Genomic DNA, 15,703 nt, shown 5'->3' on the forward strand with positions numbered 1-15,703 from the left:
TTTGCAAATGAGGAGCGTCGCTTCGCGAGGCCTATGGAATGCCGTTTAGAAGTGGGCCAGGATCCACTTCCGGCTTGGGCACTCCAGGCAACACGACGCCGTCCGCCGGTGCTGCGGCCGAACGGCGAATGTGAAACGATCCGATGCCGATTTCGCAAGGCTCTAAACAGCGGGCACTGACTCGCTCGCCTTCAACAGGTCCAGAGCGACATCGACGATCATGTCTTCCTGACCGCCAACCATTCTGCGACGCCCCAGTTCGACGAGAATGTCCACTGTATTGAGGCCATATTTCGCGGCGGCCCGCTCGGCATGACGCAGAAAACTCGAATACACACCTGCATAGCCGAGGGCGAGCGTTTCGCGGTCGACGCGCACCGGGCGGTCCTGAAGCGGACGCACAATATCGTCGGCCGCATCCATCAGCCGGTAGAGATCGGTGCCGTGATCCCAGCCGAGCCGGCCCGCTGCCGCGACGAATACTTCGAGCGGCGCATTCCCCGCGCCGGCGCCCATCCCGGCCAGACTCGCATCGACACGGTCACAGCCTTCTTCGACCGCGACAATCGAGTTCGCAACGCCGAGGCTCAGGTTGTGGTGCGCGTGGATGCCCGTTGCGGTTTCGGGCTTGAGCGTGTCCTTGAAGGCTCGCATGCGATCGCGTATGTCGCTCATGTTCATTGCGCCGCCCGAATCAACCACGTAGCAGCACGTCGCGCCGTAGCTCTCCATGAGCCTGGCCTGCGCCGCCAGCGCCTGGGGCGTCTGCAGGTGGCTCATCATCAGGAAGCCTACGGCCTCCATGCCGAGCTCGCGCGCATATTCGATGTGCTGGCGGGAAATGTCCGCTTCCGTACAATGCGTGGCGACACGCACGATCCGCGCGCCGGCGTCGTAAGCGGCCCTCAGGTCGTGCACAGTGCCGATGCCGGGCAGCAGCAGCGTGGCGATCTTCGCGTACCTCACCACGTCCGCGACCGCCGCGATCCACTCGACGTCCGTGTGCGCGCCGAAACCATAATTGAAGCTGCCGCCCTGCAGGCCGTCGCCGTGGGCGACTTCGATCGAATCGACCCTGGCTTCGTCGAGGGCGATGGCAATCTGCTTCGCTTGCGCCACGCTGTACTGGTGGCGGATCGCGTGACTGCCGTCGCGCAGCGTCACATCGGAGATGTAGATCTTCTTGTCCATGGACCAGAACTCACTTTTGATCGGTCAGCAGGCGGGCGGCGATCTTTTCCGCCGTGATCCTCGCTGCACTCGTCATGATGTCGAGGTTGCCTGCGTACGCGGGCAGATAATGGGCCGCGCCTTCGACTTCGAGAAAGATCGAGGTCTTGAGGCCAGCCATGCGCTCGCCGACGCCCGGAATCCGGATCGCCCGGTCCGCGTCGATGCGCTCGAACTGCACGCGCTGCTTCAGGCGGTAGCCGGGCACGTACGACTGAACGGCCTCTGCCATGCGGACCACGGATTCCTCGATGCGGTTTTCGTCGGCGATTTCACTGAGCGTGTACACCGTATCGCGCATGAGGAGCGGTGGCTCGGCGGGGTTTAGCACGATGATGGCCTTACCCTTGACTGCGCCGCCAACCGCCTCGATCGCCCGCGACGTGGTCTCGGTGAATTCGTCGATGTTGGCGCGCGTGCCCGGTCCGGCACTCCTGCTCGATATGGACGCGACGATTTCGCCGTAATGGACCGTCGCCACTCGCGACACGGCGGCGACCATCGGGATCGTGGCCTGCCCCCCGCAGGTCACCATGTTGACGTTTGGCGCGTCGAGGTGGCGCTCCCCGTTCACTACCGGTATGCAATATGGCCCGATCGCCGCCGGCGTGAGATCCACGAAGCGGATGCCCGGCTTGATCGCGCGCAAGAAGGCGTCGTTGCGCGTGTGCGCCGACGCGGACGTGGCGTCGAATACGATATCGATGTCCGCGAACACGGGCATCCGGCTGAGCCCTTCGACACCTTCGTGCGTCGTGGCGACACCGAAACGCTCGGCGCGCCGCAGCCCCTCAGACGCCGCGTCGATACCCGCCATCGCACCCATCTCGATGTGCTCGCCGCTGCGCAAAATCTTGATCATCAGATCGGTGCCGATGTTGCCGCTACCGACGATGGCTACTTTCAGTTTCCTGTTCACCAATCCTGTCCTCATATCATGCGGCAGCTGACGCTGCCGAGTGCGCCGATCTGCGCGTGAATCGCGTCGCCCTGGGCGACTGGAACCATCGGACCCAGTGCCCCGGACAGGACTATGTCGCCCGCCCGCAGCATTTGCCCGCAGCGTGCCATCGCGCACGCCAGCCAGTAGACCGCGCGCAGCGGATGGCTCAGGCACGCGGCGCCGCTCCCGGTGGATACGGTCTTGCCCTGCCGGCTCATCGACATGCCCAGTTCGCCAAGCGAAAGCTGGCCGATCGCGATCGGCTGGTGGCCGAGAACGTACAGACCGCAGGATGCGTTGTCGGCGACGGTATCCTCAAGCGTGATCCGCCAGTCCGCAATCGCGCTGTCCACGATCTCTAGCGCCGGAAGCGCGTAGGCCAACGACGACAGAACCCGGCCGTAGCTCGGCACTTCGTCGCCCAGATCACGCCCGACGACCAAGGCCATTTCCGCTTCGATCTTCGGTTGCAGAAGGCGGCTCATCGGAATTTCGTCCCCGTCGAGATATTCCATGTCGTCGAAAAGCACGCCAAAGTCCGGCTGGTCGACACCCAGTTGCTGCTGCACCGCGATCGACGTCAGGCCGATCTTCTTGCCGACGATGCGCCCGCCGGCGGCGATTCGCGCCGCCGTATTCGTCTCGGCGACGGCGTAGGCCGCCTCCAAACCGGAAATGCCGAACCGCGTGGAGATTGGATCGACAGGTGTGCGTGTTGCGCGCGCATTGCGCAACGCAACGGCCGCCGCTTGAATGACGGTGTGATCGAGTGATTGAGACATGGCAGATGAATTGGAAATCGAAAATCAGGCCGCTTTGGCGACGGACGGTGCACTCTTCGATGCGCGTGCGAGTTCCGCCGGCACACCTTGTTGCACACCTAGCTGGTCACGCAGTCGCATAACAGCACGACTGAGTTCGGTCACCGGGACCACAGCGAAGGTGAAACGGTCTGGCCTCAGGATCGCAACGGCCTGCTTGCTAAAGCCCGATTTCCTGAACCAGGCAATCATGTCGCCATTGATGTCCTCGACCTCTGTAGCGCCGTTCCGGTTGTTGCGTTCGACACCGTTGAGCCCCTGCGGGCGTCCGCCGTATGGGTACAACGTGACGCTTTGCATCGACAATGCCTTCAACGTCTCCGCCGACGCTTTGTCGAGATGTCGGGAAGGATCGACATTCAGTCCGATCAGAGAAAATCCGTGGCCAAGCAGGTCGTCCATCCGCCGCCTGGAGCCATCGAAAAGGCGCACCTCGGGTTGCGGAGCCAACGCGCCCTCCGGTCCGTTGCGGCGACGGCGTGGCAGGCCGAGATAGGCGTTCTTCCTGTAGACGGGTGTCGGTTTGAAACCGCCCTCCTGAAACCAGCCCCTAAGCGGCGGAACCGTCCGAATCACGCCGAGGGAAATATCGCGCAGGAGCGTCGCGAACGGATTTCTCGCCGACACGACGTTCTTGAGCAAGACGGAGACGTCGATCATTGCTTTTGCATGGGCATGACGCTCGGCCTGATAACTGTCGAGCAACGCGTCGGCAGCGAGGCCGCACAGCACCAGATCGAGTTTCCAGCCGAGGTTGTACGCGTCGCGAACGCCTGAGCTGGCACCTTGGCCCATGAATTGCGGCGTCATGTGCGCGGCATCGCCGGCCAGCAGAATGCGGCCGACTCGCCATTTACCCGCAATCAGCGCGTTGAACGTGTAGACGAGCTTCCGCTTGACGACGAACTGGTCCGGATCGACGAACCTGGAGAGGTACCTACGCACTGTTTCGGGCCGCTCCATGTTCTCTTTCGTTTCTCCCGGCATCAGCATGAATTCGAACCGGTGGAACATGTCGGGCTGGACACAGCTCACGACCGGCAGCTTCGGATCGACCACGAAGTTGAAGTACGGCAGATGATGCAACGCGTCCGTCCCGGGTTTTCGCTCGAGGTCCACCACGAGCCACGGCTCCGGAAAGCTCTTGCCAGTCATTTCGATGCCCAGCTTCGTACGCACGATGCTGCGACCGCCGTCCGCACCCACCATATAGCGTGCCCGCAGGGATCGCGCGCCGGGATCGCCGTGTACGTGCGCGCGCGCATCGGTGCTGTCGCTGAACCGCACTTCCCGCGTGGCCTGATGCACGATGCTCACGCCGTCGGCGTCCTGGCAGAAGTCAACGACTTCGCGACCACGGCGCACGTCGACGTTCGGATAACGCGACAGGGCCTCGGTCAGCGTCGTTTCGAGATACGGCTGATAGAAGAAGTTGATGATCGGCCATCCAAACGGGCGCTTGCGCGGCATGTACTGTGTAATCGGGCTGCCGTCCGGACGCACAAGCTGTACAGGCGCCTCCATCATCATTCGCGCCTGCAGTTCGTCGGCCACTGCGAGATGCTGGAATATGCGCATGCATTCGTCGTCCGTATACACGGCGCGGGCATTACCGTAAAAGACCGGCTCGCGCTCCAGCACGACGACGCGATGCCCGGCTTGCCCGAGCATGTGCGCCAGCACGAGGCCAGTGGGGCCCAGCCCCACGATCGCGACGTCGCAGACATCGTCCTGATGCGCTACGTTCATGACTGCTCTCCTTGTACAGTGAATTCGGGGCGCATCAGCGAGGCAAGACCGCGGCGAAAGCGCCCCAATCTGGCTCGCAGACTCAAATTTTCGGGACGGTGTCCCCACAGGCTGATGCTCTGGTAGGTGGCTGGGTGCCACGTGTGCTCATCGACCACGATCGGATTCCAGCCCAGTTCGATTTCGAACCCGGACGGCGTTTCGACGTAAAAGGAAAGCTCACGATCGTTAGGGTGCTGACCGATGGCGTTGGCGATTGAATAACCCGCCGTGCGACACCGCAGATAGGCCTGGGTCACGTCGTCCAGCGATGCGCACTGAAGATTCAAGTGGTGGATCTGGGTGCGCAACGGATTCACGCGAATGCCACGTGTCGATGCGATAGCAAACGAATGGTGACGCTCGTTGAAGCGAAGGAACGCGAAGTCGAGATTCAGACCGTCGATTTTGTCCTCGATCTGGTCGGAGAGCCGTGCATCGAACACCGCTTTCCAGAACGCCTGCATGACTTCCGGCTGGCGTGTCGTCACGGCGACGTGCCCCATACCTGCGTCACCGGTTACGAAACCGCTCGCTTTCATTCGCAACGGTAGATCGCTGAGCACCGCGTGCGTAAAGAGTTCGGTGCGCAGCTTCTTGGGACCGGCGAAGAACCAGAATCTGTCCACGCCACGCAAAATCGCCTCTTCCGCACTGCCCTCCTGGACGCCGATGCCGCGCGCGGACAACCGCGCGATAGCGAGTTCGAGCGCAGCCTCGTCGTCCAGTTGCCAGCCGATTGCGATGACATCTTCAGCGTTACCTTCGCGAATGATCAGCCGGCGTTGATGCGCATCGATACGGCATGCGACCACGCGCGAGGTGGGACGATCGACATGCAGGCCGAGACCCTCGGCGGCGAATGTCGCCCATTCGTCCAGCCGGGTGGATTCGGCCAGCAGATAGCCCATACGAACGCGACCGAACAGACTCTTCGTCGTGGGCGCCGAACTTGCAATGGTTGGCATGGCAGCGAGTTCCTGGTTATCGCGTGTGGGGGGATCGTGCCGCAACGTCGTCCTGTTCGAGGAACGCGAGGACCGCGGCATTGAATTCGTCGGCCCGCTCCCACTGCACCCAATGGCCGGTTTTGCTGAACAGGTACACGTCACAGTTCGGCATGCGCCGTTGCAGCGACTGCGCACCGCTGGGACGGTTGACCTTGTCCTCCGTACCCCACAGCACCAGCGTGGGGTTTTGCACCGACTCCAGGCGCGGATCGCGCGTGAAGTCGATCTTCCTGAACTGCGGGATACCTTTGGGTCCCAGCAACGGGGGACTGGCCATGACCTCCGGGTCGATGCTGGCCTTGAAGCGCTCGCGGATCATCGCTTCGGGAACCTGACTGCCGTCATAGGTCAGGTCGCCGCGGATAAACGTGGTGAGCTTTTCCAGGGTGGGACCTTCGCCCTTGTAGTAATTCAGTAGCCGCTTCAGGCCCGGGGTAGGCAATTGGCGCGTCGAGTCCACGCCACCCGGTCCCATCAGCACCAGGCGGCCAATGGCCGTGGGCCGCTCCAGCGCCATGCGCAGCGCGCACGCGCCTCCGAGCGAATTGCCGATCACGTGGGCTCGACCGATACCGAGCGCATCCAGCATCCCGAGCATGCTAGTGGCCAGATCTCCGAATGGATCGCCGCGGTCCAAGCCCTTGGAGGACTTCCCGTAGCCCGGCATGTCGGGCACCAGGACGCGGTATTGGCAGGCCAACGCATCGATATTCTTCGAGTAGTTGGAGACGCCGGATGCACCCGGGCCGCCGCCGTGAAGCATCAGCGCTACGGGGCCGTCGCCGGCTTCCGTCAGATAGATTTGCCGCGCGCCGACTTGAACGGTGCGCTGGCTCATCGCACGAATGGGAGAAAGGGTGTCCATGACGTCGATTGCTCCGGGTTAAGCAAGGTAGAACCCATTGTAATGAGATATTTGTCATTATGACAATACTCTCGTTTCTACCTGGGGACGTGCCCGGATAGCCGCCCCCGCACCGTATAATCGCGACATGAGCGAAACCACGACCATTGATCATCGGACCCGGGTGGCAGGAGAACGCCGGGAACGGATGCGCGCGAGATTGATTGAGAGCGCGATGCTGGTTTTGGCGGATAAGGGAGTTGGAGCGAGCGTGATTCAGGAAGTCATCGCGGCGGCGGGCGTCTCACAGGGCACCTTCTACAACTACTTCCGTACCAATGAAGAACTGCTTACAGCAGTGACGCAGGAACTCAATGACGAACTGCTTCGCCTCATCGAGACGGAAGTGGGTTCGTACGACGATCCGGCACGGCGGATCGCGTGTGGCGTGCGGATGTTTCTGCACGCGGCGCGCACCTACCCGCTCCTCGCGCGCTTCATTTGTGCAGCCGGCTTGCATGTCGCCGGGCCAAGCAGCCTGATCTACGTGTATCTACCGGTCCATATCGAGCAAGGTTTGGCCGAAGGACGATTCCGGGACGTCACAGTCGAAGTGGCGCTCGACCTGATCGCCGGAACCGTATTGACGACGATTCAGCGTTTTACCGACGAAGGGGAAAAGTGTGCGCAGCCCGAGCAGGCAGTTGCAGCGATTCTCCGCGGCCTCGGGGTCAAGCGATCGGAGGCCCAAACCCTGGTGCGCGGCGAATTGGCGTCCATTGCAGTGCCAGCCAATTCTTTGCTGGAGCGCGGGCATGCGAGGCTGCAGAAGCAAATGCAGGCAGCGTCAGGTTGAGCTCGGAAGAACCGCTCGCGACAAGATCACTCTCAACGCGCGGGCCTTGGATGCCACCGGGGAACAGCAAAGACCGATCCGGTCGATTGGGAAACGGCTAGTTCCCGAATTACGAGCGGCTTGCCCAACTCGCGGACGACAGCCGCCTTCATCGTATTGACCGTGGATTCTCTCCAATGGTCGCGGACGACGATCTCAACACGTTGAGCGGCAGGCGCATCGTCGTTCCGATCGATTAGTTTGCCTCATTTCAGTCGTGCTTCATTCGGCCGCGGCCGATGCCGGTGCCGCGGCAGCCGGCGGCACCGCGACGACGGCTCCAGGGCTCTACTGGCGCTTGACCCTGAACCACGCCGCATAAAGCGCCGGCACGAAAAAGATCGTCAGCACGGTTGCCACCGTGAGGCCTCCCATGATGGCGATCGCCATCGGCCCCCAGAACACGCTTCGCGCCAGCGGGATCATCGCAAGCACCGTGGCCGCGGCGGTCAGCATCACTGGCCGTGTCCGATGGACCGCGGCTTCCAGCACGGCATTCCAGGGATCGAGGCCCTGCTCCATCTCTTCCCGCACTTGATCGACGAGGATCACCGCGTTGCGCATGATCATGCCCGACAAAGCGGTGATGCCGAGGATCGCCACGAAGCCGAGGGGCGCCTGGAAGATCAGCAGCGCGGCCACGACCCCGATCAGTCCGAGCGGTGCGGTCAGGAGCACCATGAACATCTTGGAGAAGCTCTGCAGCTGCAGCATCAGGATGGTCAGGATGGTGATCAGCATCACCGGAAACACCGCCGCCAGCGCCTTGTTCGCCTTGTCGCTTTCCTCGACGGCGCCGCCGACGTCGAGGCGATAGCCCGACGGCAGCTTCGCCTCGATGTCCTTCAACTGCGGCACGATCGACTGCGTGGCCGAGACGCCCTGTTCGCCGTCCTTGACGTCGGCGCGCACCGTGATGGCCATGTCGCGGTTGCGCCGCCACAGCACCGGCTCTTCGAGCACGTTGCGCACGCGCGCGACCTGCGACAGGGGCACGACTGTTCCGTCGCGTGTGTAGAGATTGATGTCCTTCAGCGTGTCGAGATTGAGGCGTTCGGAAGGCACGGCCCGCGCGACGATGTCGACCAGGTCTTCGCGCTCGCGCAGCTGCGACAGCGTCGCGCCATTCATGAAGATCTGGGTCACGAACGCGACATCCGCTGGCGCGAGGCCGAGTGCACGCGCCTTGTCCTGGTCGAGATCGACTCGCAGCGTGCGCACTGGGTCGTTCCAGTCGAGCTGCACATCGCGTACCTTCGGGCTCGACGCCACCACCGCCTCGACCTCGCGTGCGATCTCGCGAACCTTCTGCGTGTCCGGGCCGACGACCCGGAACTGGACAGGGAAGCCGACCGGCGGACCGAGCTCGAGGCGCGTGACGCGGACCCACACCCCGGGGAACTGGTCGTTGGCGCTCGCCATCAGGCGCGAGCGCACGCGTTCGCGCGCATCCAGGCCCTTCGTCATCACGACGAAGACGGCGTAGCCAGGGTTCGGCAGCTCGGGGTCGAGCGCCAGATAGAAGCGTGGCTGGCCGGCACCGGTGTACGCCGTGTAGAACTTGACGTCCTCCTCCTTCGCGAGCACCGCCTCCATCTTTTTGACTTGCTCGGTTGTTGCAGCGAACGAAGCGCCTTCCTTCAGTCGTAGCTCGACAATCAATTCGGGCCGGTCGCTGTTCGGGAAGAACTGCTGCGGCACGAGCCCGCTGCCTACGATGGCCAAAGCGAATGCTGCGACTGTCGCGCCGATGACCCACCACCGCCGGGCGATGGCGAGGTCGATGATCCCGCGCAGCTTGTTGTAGAACGGCGTCCGGTAGGGGTCACCGCCGTGCTCGTGCTTTTTGAAGTCGGGCAGCATCTTCACCGCGAGATACGGCGTGATGACCCCGGACACGAACCACGAGAACACCACGGCCGTGCCGACGATCCAGAAGATGCCGCCCGCGTACTCGCCCGTCGTCGACTTGGAAAAGCCGATCGGCATGAAAGCTGCGGTGGTGATGAGCGCGCCCGTGAGCCGCGGCATCGCGGTGGACGCGTAGGAGAAGGCGGCGGCCTTCTCGCGCTCCCAGCCTTCCTCCATCTTCACCACCATCATCTCGACGGCGATGATCCCGTCGTCGACCAGCAGGCCGAGGGCGATGATCAGCGAGCCGAGCGACACGCGCTCCAGGTTCCAGCCCATGCCGAGCATCACCAGCGCGACGACGCCGAGCACGATGGGCACCGAGAGGCCGACCACGATGCCGGTGCGCCAGCCGAGGCTGAGCAGGCACACGACCAGCACGATCGCGAGCGCTTCCAGCAGTGAGCGCTCGAACTCCCAGACCGATTCGGCGACCACGGTCGGCTGGTCGGCCACGCGCTCGAGCTCGACGCCGTACGGCAGCTCCGACTGGACCTTGGCGACCGTGCCTTCGAGCGTCTTGCCGAGTTCGACGATGTTGCCGTCGTCGGCCATCACGATGCCGAGCATGAGCACCTGCTGCCCGTTGTGGCGGATCGTGTACTGCGGCGGATCCTCGTAGCCGCGCGTGATGGTGGTGAAGTCGCCGAGCTTGATGACGCGCCCGCCGGCGGCGATCGGAACGTTGCGGATGTCGTCCGGGTTGGTGAACTGACCGCTCACCCGCACCATCAGGCGGTCGGTATTGGTATCGATCTGCCCGCTCGCCTCCACGGCGTTCTGGTTCCGCAGGCTTTCCGCAATCTGGAGGGGCGTGATGCCGAGCGCGGCCAGGCGCTCGTTGGAGAACTCGACGTAGACCTTCTTGGCCTGCTTGCCGTAGATGTCGACCTTCTTGACCGTCGGCACCTTGAGCAGGCGCCGCTTGATGTCCTCGGCGATGTCGGAAAGCTCCCACTGACTGATGCCGTCGCCTTTGACCGCATAGAGCAGGCCGGTCACGTCGCCGAACTCGTCGTTGAAGATCGGGCCGATGACGCCGTCGGGCAGATCGAGCTTGATGTCGCTGAACTTCTTGCGCGCCTGGTACCAGGCCTCGCGCTGGTCCGGGTGAGAAGTACCGCCCTTGACCGAGATCAGCATGCCGGCGTAGCCCTGCCGGGCGTAGGTCTTCACCTTGTCGAAGTGATCGAGCTGCTCGAACTTCTTCTCCATCCGGTTGAGCACTTCGTCCTGCAACTGCTGGGCGGTCGCGCCGGGCCAGATCACGAAGGCCGTCATCGACGGCACGGAGAAGTTCGGGTCTTCGAACTGGCCGAGCTTGTTGAAGCCGAGCACGCCCCCGATCACGATCGCAAGGATCAGGAACAACACGATGGCGCGGTTGTTCAGCGCCCATTCAGTGAGGTTGAACGACTTCATCGGAGGCCTTCTTCGGTTCGAGGTTGCTCGCGACGCCGGGAAGTGCGACCTTCAAGCCCGGCGCCATCTTTTGCACGCCCGCGGTGACGACCAGCTCACCGGCCGGCAGCCCAGAGACAAGCACGTCGTCGTTGCGATAACCGCGCACCGCGACGGGCATAACGTCGACCTTTCCGATCGCCTCGGTCCCTTCCCGACGAACCACCCAGACCGCGGGCCGGCCTTTGTTCTGGGTGATCGCAGCAGCGGGGATAGCGGCCGCGTCGTTTTGCTCCGCCGGGCGCTCGACCACGAGCGTCGCGGTTGCGCCGAGCGGCAGCGATCGGGGCGTCGCGGGCTTGAGGCGCGCGCGGAAGGTTCGTGTTTGCGCCGCCGCCTGGGGCGACAGTTCCCGCAACACGACGTCGAACGTTTCGGCGGATGCGCTGGCAAGCCACGCCTTGTACCGTGACGTCTTGAATGACTGCAGCTGATCTTCCGGCACGTTGACGACGATTTCGGGATCGCCCTCCTTCGCGATCGAGACGATCGGCTGCCCTTCGGCCACGACCTGGCCGGCCTCGAACTTCACGCTGGTGACGACCCCGTCCTGCGACGCGCGCAGCGTGGTGTACTCGAGACGATTGCGGGCGAGGTCGAGGCTGCGCGCGTCGGCTTCCGCGACGGAACGTGTCGTTTGCGCGTTGCTCTGCGCCTTCTCGTCGTCGGAGGGACTGACCGAGCCGTCGACCTTCAACGCTTCGAGCCGCTTTCGATCCGACTCGGCTTGCCGGGCCTGCGCCTGGGCGGCCGCGAGCTGCTCCTGCGCGGCCTGCACGGCAAGCTTGTAATCTGTGCCGTCGAGGACGGCGAGGACGTCGCCTTGATGCACTTTCTGGCCCACGTCCACCTTGCGGCTCACCACCTTGCCGCCGACGCGGAAAGCCTGGTCGACTTCGTAGCGCGACTGCACGGAGCCGAAGTAGCGATCGGTTTCCTGGGCCTTGTCGTAGCGGATTTCCGCGGTGCGAACAGCCCGCAACGCTTCGGGTGGCGGCTTGTGCGAGCAGCCGGAGACCATCGCGGCGATCCATATGGCTGGAAGCGCGCGGGAAAGAGCAGTTTTCACGACAGTTCCTCGTATCGGTCGACGGTTCATGAATTCGGGGAATGCGCTGCATCGGCGGCGGCCGGTGCCGCGGAAGGCTCGAACACCTCCCACCCTCCACCGAGGGCCTTGTACAGTTGAACGCTGTCGAGCAGCAGCTGGGTGTTGGCGTCGTTGGCACCGACTCGCACCGACAAGCGCACGCGCTGCGCGTCGAGCAGCGGCAACAGATCGATCTGACCGCGGTCGTAGAGGGATTGGGCGCGTCCGAGCGCGGCCTCGGCCGAGGTGGCCGCGCTCTGCATCAATTGCGCGCGTTGCCGCTCGTCGTCGAGTGCGACGAGCGAGTTCTCGACGTCCTCGAGCGCGCGCACGATCGCGTCCTCGTAGCGGAGCACCGCTTCCTTCTGCCCGCTCTCGGCGATGTCGTTGATGGCCTGCGTCCGTCCCGCGTTGAAGATCGGCATCGCGAGCAATGCGGCTACGTTGGTGAAGCGCGCCGCGCCGAGCGCCATGCCGTTGACATCGAGCCCCTCGCGGCCGAACACGGCCCCGAGCAAAAGGCGTGGAAACCATTCGGCCATCGCCTGTTGTCGGCGCGCATTGGCGGCGTCGAGTTGCGCCTGCGCGGCGAGCAGATCCGGCCGGCGCTGCAAGAGCGCAGCCGGTTGTCCTGCGCGCGCGGTCGGAACGGTCACATCGGCGCGCGACGGCGCGATCATCGACGCGTTGAACGCCTGATCGCCGATGAGCACGGCGATGCGATGACGCGACACGGCGGCAAGCGTTTCGAGCGGCGGTATCGCGGCGCGTGCTTTCGACGCTTCGGTTTGCGCGCGCTCGACGTCGAACGGTGTGGCGAGGCCTACACGTTGGCGAGCCGTCACGAGGCGCAGCGTCTCATCCTGCGCGGTCGAGATCGCGCGCACGGTGTCGAGCTGCCGCAGCGCGCCGACGAGCGTGAAGTAGTTCGTGGCGACGTCCGACACCACCAGGAGACGCACGCCCCTGGCCAGATCCTCTGCTGCGCGCGTGTCGGCGGCGGCCGCCGCGGCGCCCGCGCGCAGTCGACCGGCGATGTCGATCTCCCACGAGACATCGACGGCGCCTTGCCAACCCCTCGTGTCCGCGGCCTCCGGATTGATCTGCTTGGTTAACGAATCGAAACCGGTCGTGTGATCGAAGGCTGCACCATAAATTCCGACGCTGGGAAACAGCCATGAGCGGCTGATCGTCTGGCCGGCTCGCGCCGCACGCACGCGCTCCAGTGCAACCTTGACGTCGCGATTCTCGCGAGCCGCCCGGCGAACGAGGTCGGACAGCACCGGGTCACCGTAGCTGTCCCACCAGGCAGCCTCCGGCTCAGCGGCGGATGCTGGCGCCGCGGCGAATCGGCCAGGCACGTCGATGGAAGCCTGCATGACGGGCGTCGCGCAGCTCGCCAAAGCGAGCGCCAACGACACCGCAAGCGTGGCCACGAGGCCGCGCCGTGCCGATTGAGCAAGGCGAGTTGCGGGGTAACTGCTCTCGCTCATAATCCAATCCTCGACGTTGAATGATTGTTGGCCGTGACATGCGTCGATCACGGCGCCACGTTTCACACGGGGGCCGATTTGCTTCGGTCGACGTTTGTCATGGCAGACTGCCGGTTGGCCTTGTGTTCAAACTATCCCTGCGGCGCGAGATTGGTTTGACGCATATCAAAGGTGTCGTCTTGCCAGGAGATCGTTGCGCAACGACTGCGATGGGTTCGTCCGCTGCCTGTTGAACCGGCGGTCGCTCTACTGGGTCGGGCGAAATCACGACTGCCTTTTTCGCGCTGCGTAGGCGTGTGCGCAGGCAGTCGGTGAACTCACTGCGGCGCTTCCCGCACGGCCCCTGTTGGTTGCTGCGTCTGCCATGCCGCGACCGCCCGATCGAGATTGAAGAACATCCGCTCGCGCCCAAGCGTCGCGCCGAGCGGTGAATGCTGCACCATCGTCAGTACGCCCGGGTTGAGACCCACGAGCCAGAGCGTTATGCCCCGGTCGCGCAGCTCTTTTTCCGCTTCCGTCAGCATTTTGAGCGCCGTGTACTCGAGATCGATGACGGCGCGCAGATGGAGCACGACGATCTGGGGATGGGTTTGCTCGATCAGCGTGCGAATCTTCTCGCCGACGCGCTCGGCATTGGCAAAAAAAATGGGGCCTTCCGGCCTCAACAACAGGAGGTCGGGAAAAGCCTCGTCGTCGGGGTGCTCCGCGGACACAGGGCGGAACACGTTCGTGCCAAGCTTGCGGCGCAGCACATGGACCGGTGGATTGGACGTCTGGTGAGCAAGCGCCAGGAGCGACACGACAATGGCGACGAGGATGCCCGGCAGGGTGCCGAAGAGCACGACGCCGGAGGCTGCAACCAGCGCCCACACGAACTCTGTGCGTCGCACAGCGACAATCGCGCGAAATTCCGAGGGCTTGATCAGGCCGATCGAATAGACGATAACAACCGCTGCCAGTGTGGCCTGCGGCATCAGTCCGATGAAGGGCGCAAGCAGCAGCATCGTGCCCAGCGTGACGGCAGCCGTGACCAGTTCGGCAAGCTGGCTGCGGGCGCCCGAGAGACGGTTCACGGCCGTCTGGGTCGTTCCTCCGCCCGCCGGCATGGAGCCCAGCAGCGCGCCTCCCACGTTGGCAAGGCCGATCGCCAGCAACTCCCGATTCGCCCGTGGCTTAGGTTCCCCGCTCTCAGCGAACGCCCGCCCGGACGCGATAGTCTCGGTAAAGCTCATCAGTGCAATGCCCGCGGCAACTGGCCCAAGCGACGCGACAAGCGAAAGGTCCGGCATGGTGACGGAAGGGAAGCCCGTCGGCACATGGCCGACAATGTCGACCCCGTGAGACTGCAGGCCGAGCAGGCTCACGGCGCCGATCCCGCAGCCCACCGCGATCAGCGGAGCGGGTGCCCGCGGAAAGAAATGCTCGATTCCCACCAGAATGCCCACGGTAATGGCCCCCACAGCGAGCGTCGCGCCTGACGCGTGTGGAATACCCGTGACGATGGCCAACACGTTGTGGATAAACGCCCCCTTGAGATAGTGAATGCCGAGCAGCTTCGGCAACTGATCCAGCACGATGACGACCGCGACACCGGCCTTGAATCCCGTCAGCACAGGATCGGAAATGAAGTTGGCAACGAATCCCAACCGCAGGAGCGCGGCGAGCGTGAGGATGGCGCCTACGAGTAACGTCAGCGTTGCAGAGGCTCTCAGCAAGTCTGTCGTCCCTCCATCCGGAACCACCCGGGCGAGCGCCGTTGCGGCGAGGATGGCAATCGTTGCGCTGGTGCTCACGCTGAGCGGCCGCGACGACCCCAGGAACGCGTATATCACCATCGGAAGGAAGGCCGTATACAGCCCGACCTGCACGGGCAGTCCTGCGACAGTCGCGTATGCCATGGCCTTCGGAAGAACGACCGCCGCAGCGGTCACACCGGCAACGATATCCGGCTTGATCCACTCTTTCTGATAATCGCGGACCCACTCCAACACCGGAATGCGAAAGCCGCCAGTGGAATGCGTTGATGAATCGTGTCCCATAGTCGCCCGGATTCCCCATTGCCATCAAATCCTCAGATCCCCATATGCGCGCGCGAATCCGGTGCCGGAGGAGACCATGCCGTTGTCGATAGAGGGAGCGAAAGCGTCACGGCGAACGTTCGCTACCCCCGAAGCCGAGAGGCCAGACGGTGCCGCAGATGTGCGACCGCGCCGGTAC

At 63.8% G+C, this 15,703-nt stretch carries 11 protein-coding genes; 1 reads left to right on the forward strand and 10 read right to left on the reverse strand.

Translation table 11 applies throughout. The features are described 5' to 3' along the window. Positions 1-162: 162 nt before the first annotated feature. From dmpG to HDG33_RS29755, 6 genes are all read right to left on the reverse strand, one after another. A complete protein-coding gene (dmpG, locus tag HDG33_RS29730; protein ID WP_184037731.1) occupies positions 163-1,191 on the reverse strand; it encodes a 4-hydroxy-2-oxovalerate aldolase in 1,029 nt (342 codons plus the stop codon). Positions 1,192-1,201: 10 nt separating this feature from the next. After that, positions 1,202-2,149, reverse strand: coding sequence for an acetaldehyde dehydrogenase (acetylating) (locus tag HDG33_RS29735; protein WP_311548396.1), 948 nt, complete (start codon positions 2,147-2,149; stop codon positions 1,202-1,204). Between the two features lie 11 nt (positions 2,150-2,160). Then, positions 2,161-2,955 (reverse strand): 2-keto-4-pentenoate hydratase, encoded by a 795-nt coding sequence (locus HDG33_RS29740; protein WP_184037745.1) that lies wholly within the window; start codon positions 2,953-2,955, stop codon positions 2,161-2,163. A 24-nt stretch (positions 2,956-2,979) separates the two neighbouring features. Beyond that, positions 2,980-4,743: a bifunctional 3-(3-hydroxy-phenyl)propionate/3-hydroxycinnamic acid hydroxylase gene (locus tag HDG33_RS29745; RefSeq protein ID WP_184037747.1), complete on the reverse strand. Its 1,764-nt coding sequence runs from the start codon at positions 4,741-4,743 to the stop codon at positions 2,980-2,982. Beyond that, on the reverse strand, positions 4,740-5,693 hold the full coding sequence (locus HDG33_RS29750; RefSeq protein ID WP_260330626.1) for a VOC family protein: 954 nt from the start codon (positions 5,691-5,693) through the stop codon (positions 4,740-4,742). Before HDG33_RS29750 ends, HDG33_RS29745 begins: the two co-directional genes overlap by 4 nt. A gap of 73 nt (positions 5,694-5,766) precedes the next feature. Next, positions 5,767-6,657, reverse strand: coding sequence for an alpha/beta fold hydrolase (locus HDG33_RS29755; RefSeq protein ID WP_184037749.1), 891 nt, complete (start codon positions 6,655-6,657; stop codon positions 5,767-5,769). 127 nt (positions 6,658-6,784) lie between these two features. Between HDG33_RS29755 and HDG33_RS29760 the strand changes: the two genes are divergently transcribed. Next, entirely contained in the window at positions 6,785-7,492 is a 708-nt protein-coding gene (locus HDG33_RS29760; protein WP_184037751.1) for a TetR/AcrR family transcriptional regulator, read from the forward strand. A gap of 327 nt (positions 7,493-7,819) precedes the next feature. On the opposite strand, the gene HDG33_RS29765 is transcribed toward HDG33_RS29760, so the two are convergent. The 4 genes from HDG33_RS29765 to HDG33_RS29780 form a co-directional block, all read right to left on the reverse strand. Next, positions 7,820-10,864 carry an efflux RND transporter permease subunit gene (locus HDG33_RS29765; RefSeq protein ID WP_184037754.1) on the reverse strand — a complete coding sequence of 1,015 codons (3,045 nt, stop codon included), beginning with the start codon at positions 10,862-10,864 and terminating at the stop codon, positions 7,820-7,822. Then, entirely contained in the window at positions 10,842-11,972 is a 1,131-nt protein-coding gene (locus HDG33_RS29770) for an efflux RND transporter periplasmic adaptor subunit (protein WP_184037757.1), read from the reverse strand. Before HDG33_RS29770 ends, HDG33_RS29765 begins: the two co-directional genes overlap by 23 nt. 26 nt (positions 11,973-11,998) lie before the next feature. After that, complete coding sequence (locus HDG33_RS29775) at positions 11,999-13,486, reverse strand: efflux transporter outer membrane subunit (protein WP_184037759.1); 1,488 nt, start codon at positions 13,484-13,486, stop codon at positions 11,999-12,001. A 317-nt stretch (positions 13,487-13,803) separates the two neighbouring features. After that, positions 13,804-15,525 carry a SulP family inorganic anion transporter gene (locus HDG33_RS29780; RefSeq protein ID WP_184037762.1) on the reverse strand — a complete coding sequence of 574 codons (1,722 nt, stop codon included), beginning with the start codon at positions 15,523-15,525 and terminating at the stop codon, positions 13,804-13,806. Positions 15,526-15,703 lie beyond the last annotated feature (178 nt).

This window comes from Paraburkholderia sp. Cpub6, from assembly GCF_014201065.1.
GTDB lineage: Bacteria > Pseudomonadota > Gammaproteobacteria > Burkholderiales > Burkholderiaceae > Paraburkholderia > Paraburkholderia tuberum.

Bases quoted from the DNA above. Each gene is read 5' to 3' on its own strand.
- HDG33_RS29745 (WP_184037747.1), bottom strand. From the start codon at position 4,743: ATGAACGTAGCGCATCAGGACGATGTCTGCGACGTCGCGATCGTGGGG.
- HDG33_RS29750 (WP_260330626.1), bottom strand. From the start codon at position 5,693: ATGGGCTATCTGCTGGCCGAATCCACCCGGCTGGACGAATGGGCGACA.
- HDG33_RS29740 (WP_184037745.1), bottom strand. From the start codon at position 2,955: ATGTCTCAATCACTCGATCACACCGTCATTCAAGCGGCGGCCGTTGCG.
- HDG33_RS29760 (WP_184037751.1), top strand. From the start codon at position 6,785: ATGAGCGAAACCACGACCATTGATCATCGGACCCGGGTGGCAGGAGAA.
- HDG33_RS29780 (WP_184037762.1), bottom strand. From the start codon at position 15,525: ATGGGACACGATTCATCAACGCATTCCACTGGCGGCTTTCGCATTCCG.
- HDG33_RS29755 (WP_184037749.1), bottom strand. From the start codon at position 6,657: ATGGACACCCTTTCTCCCATTCGTGCGATGAGCCAGCGCACCGTTCAA.
- dmpG (WP_184037731.1), bottom strand. From the start codon at position 1,191: ATGGACAAGAAGATCTACATCTCCGATGTGACGCTGCGCGACGGCAGT.
- HDG33_RS29775 (WP_184037759.1), bottom strand. From the start codon at position 13,486: ATGAGCGAGAGCAGTTACCCCGCAACTCGCCTTGCTCAATCGGCACGG.
- HDG33_RS29765 (WP_184037754.1), bottom strand. From the start codon at position 10,864: ATGAAGTCGTTCAACCTCACTGAATGGGCGCTGAACAACCGCGCCATC.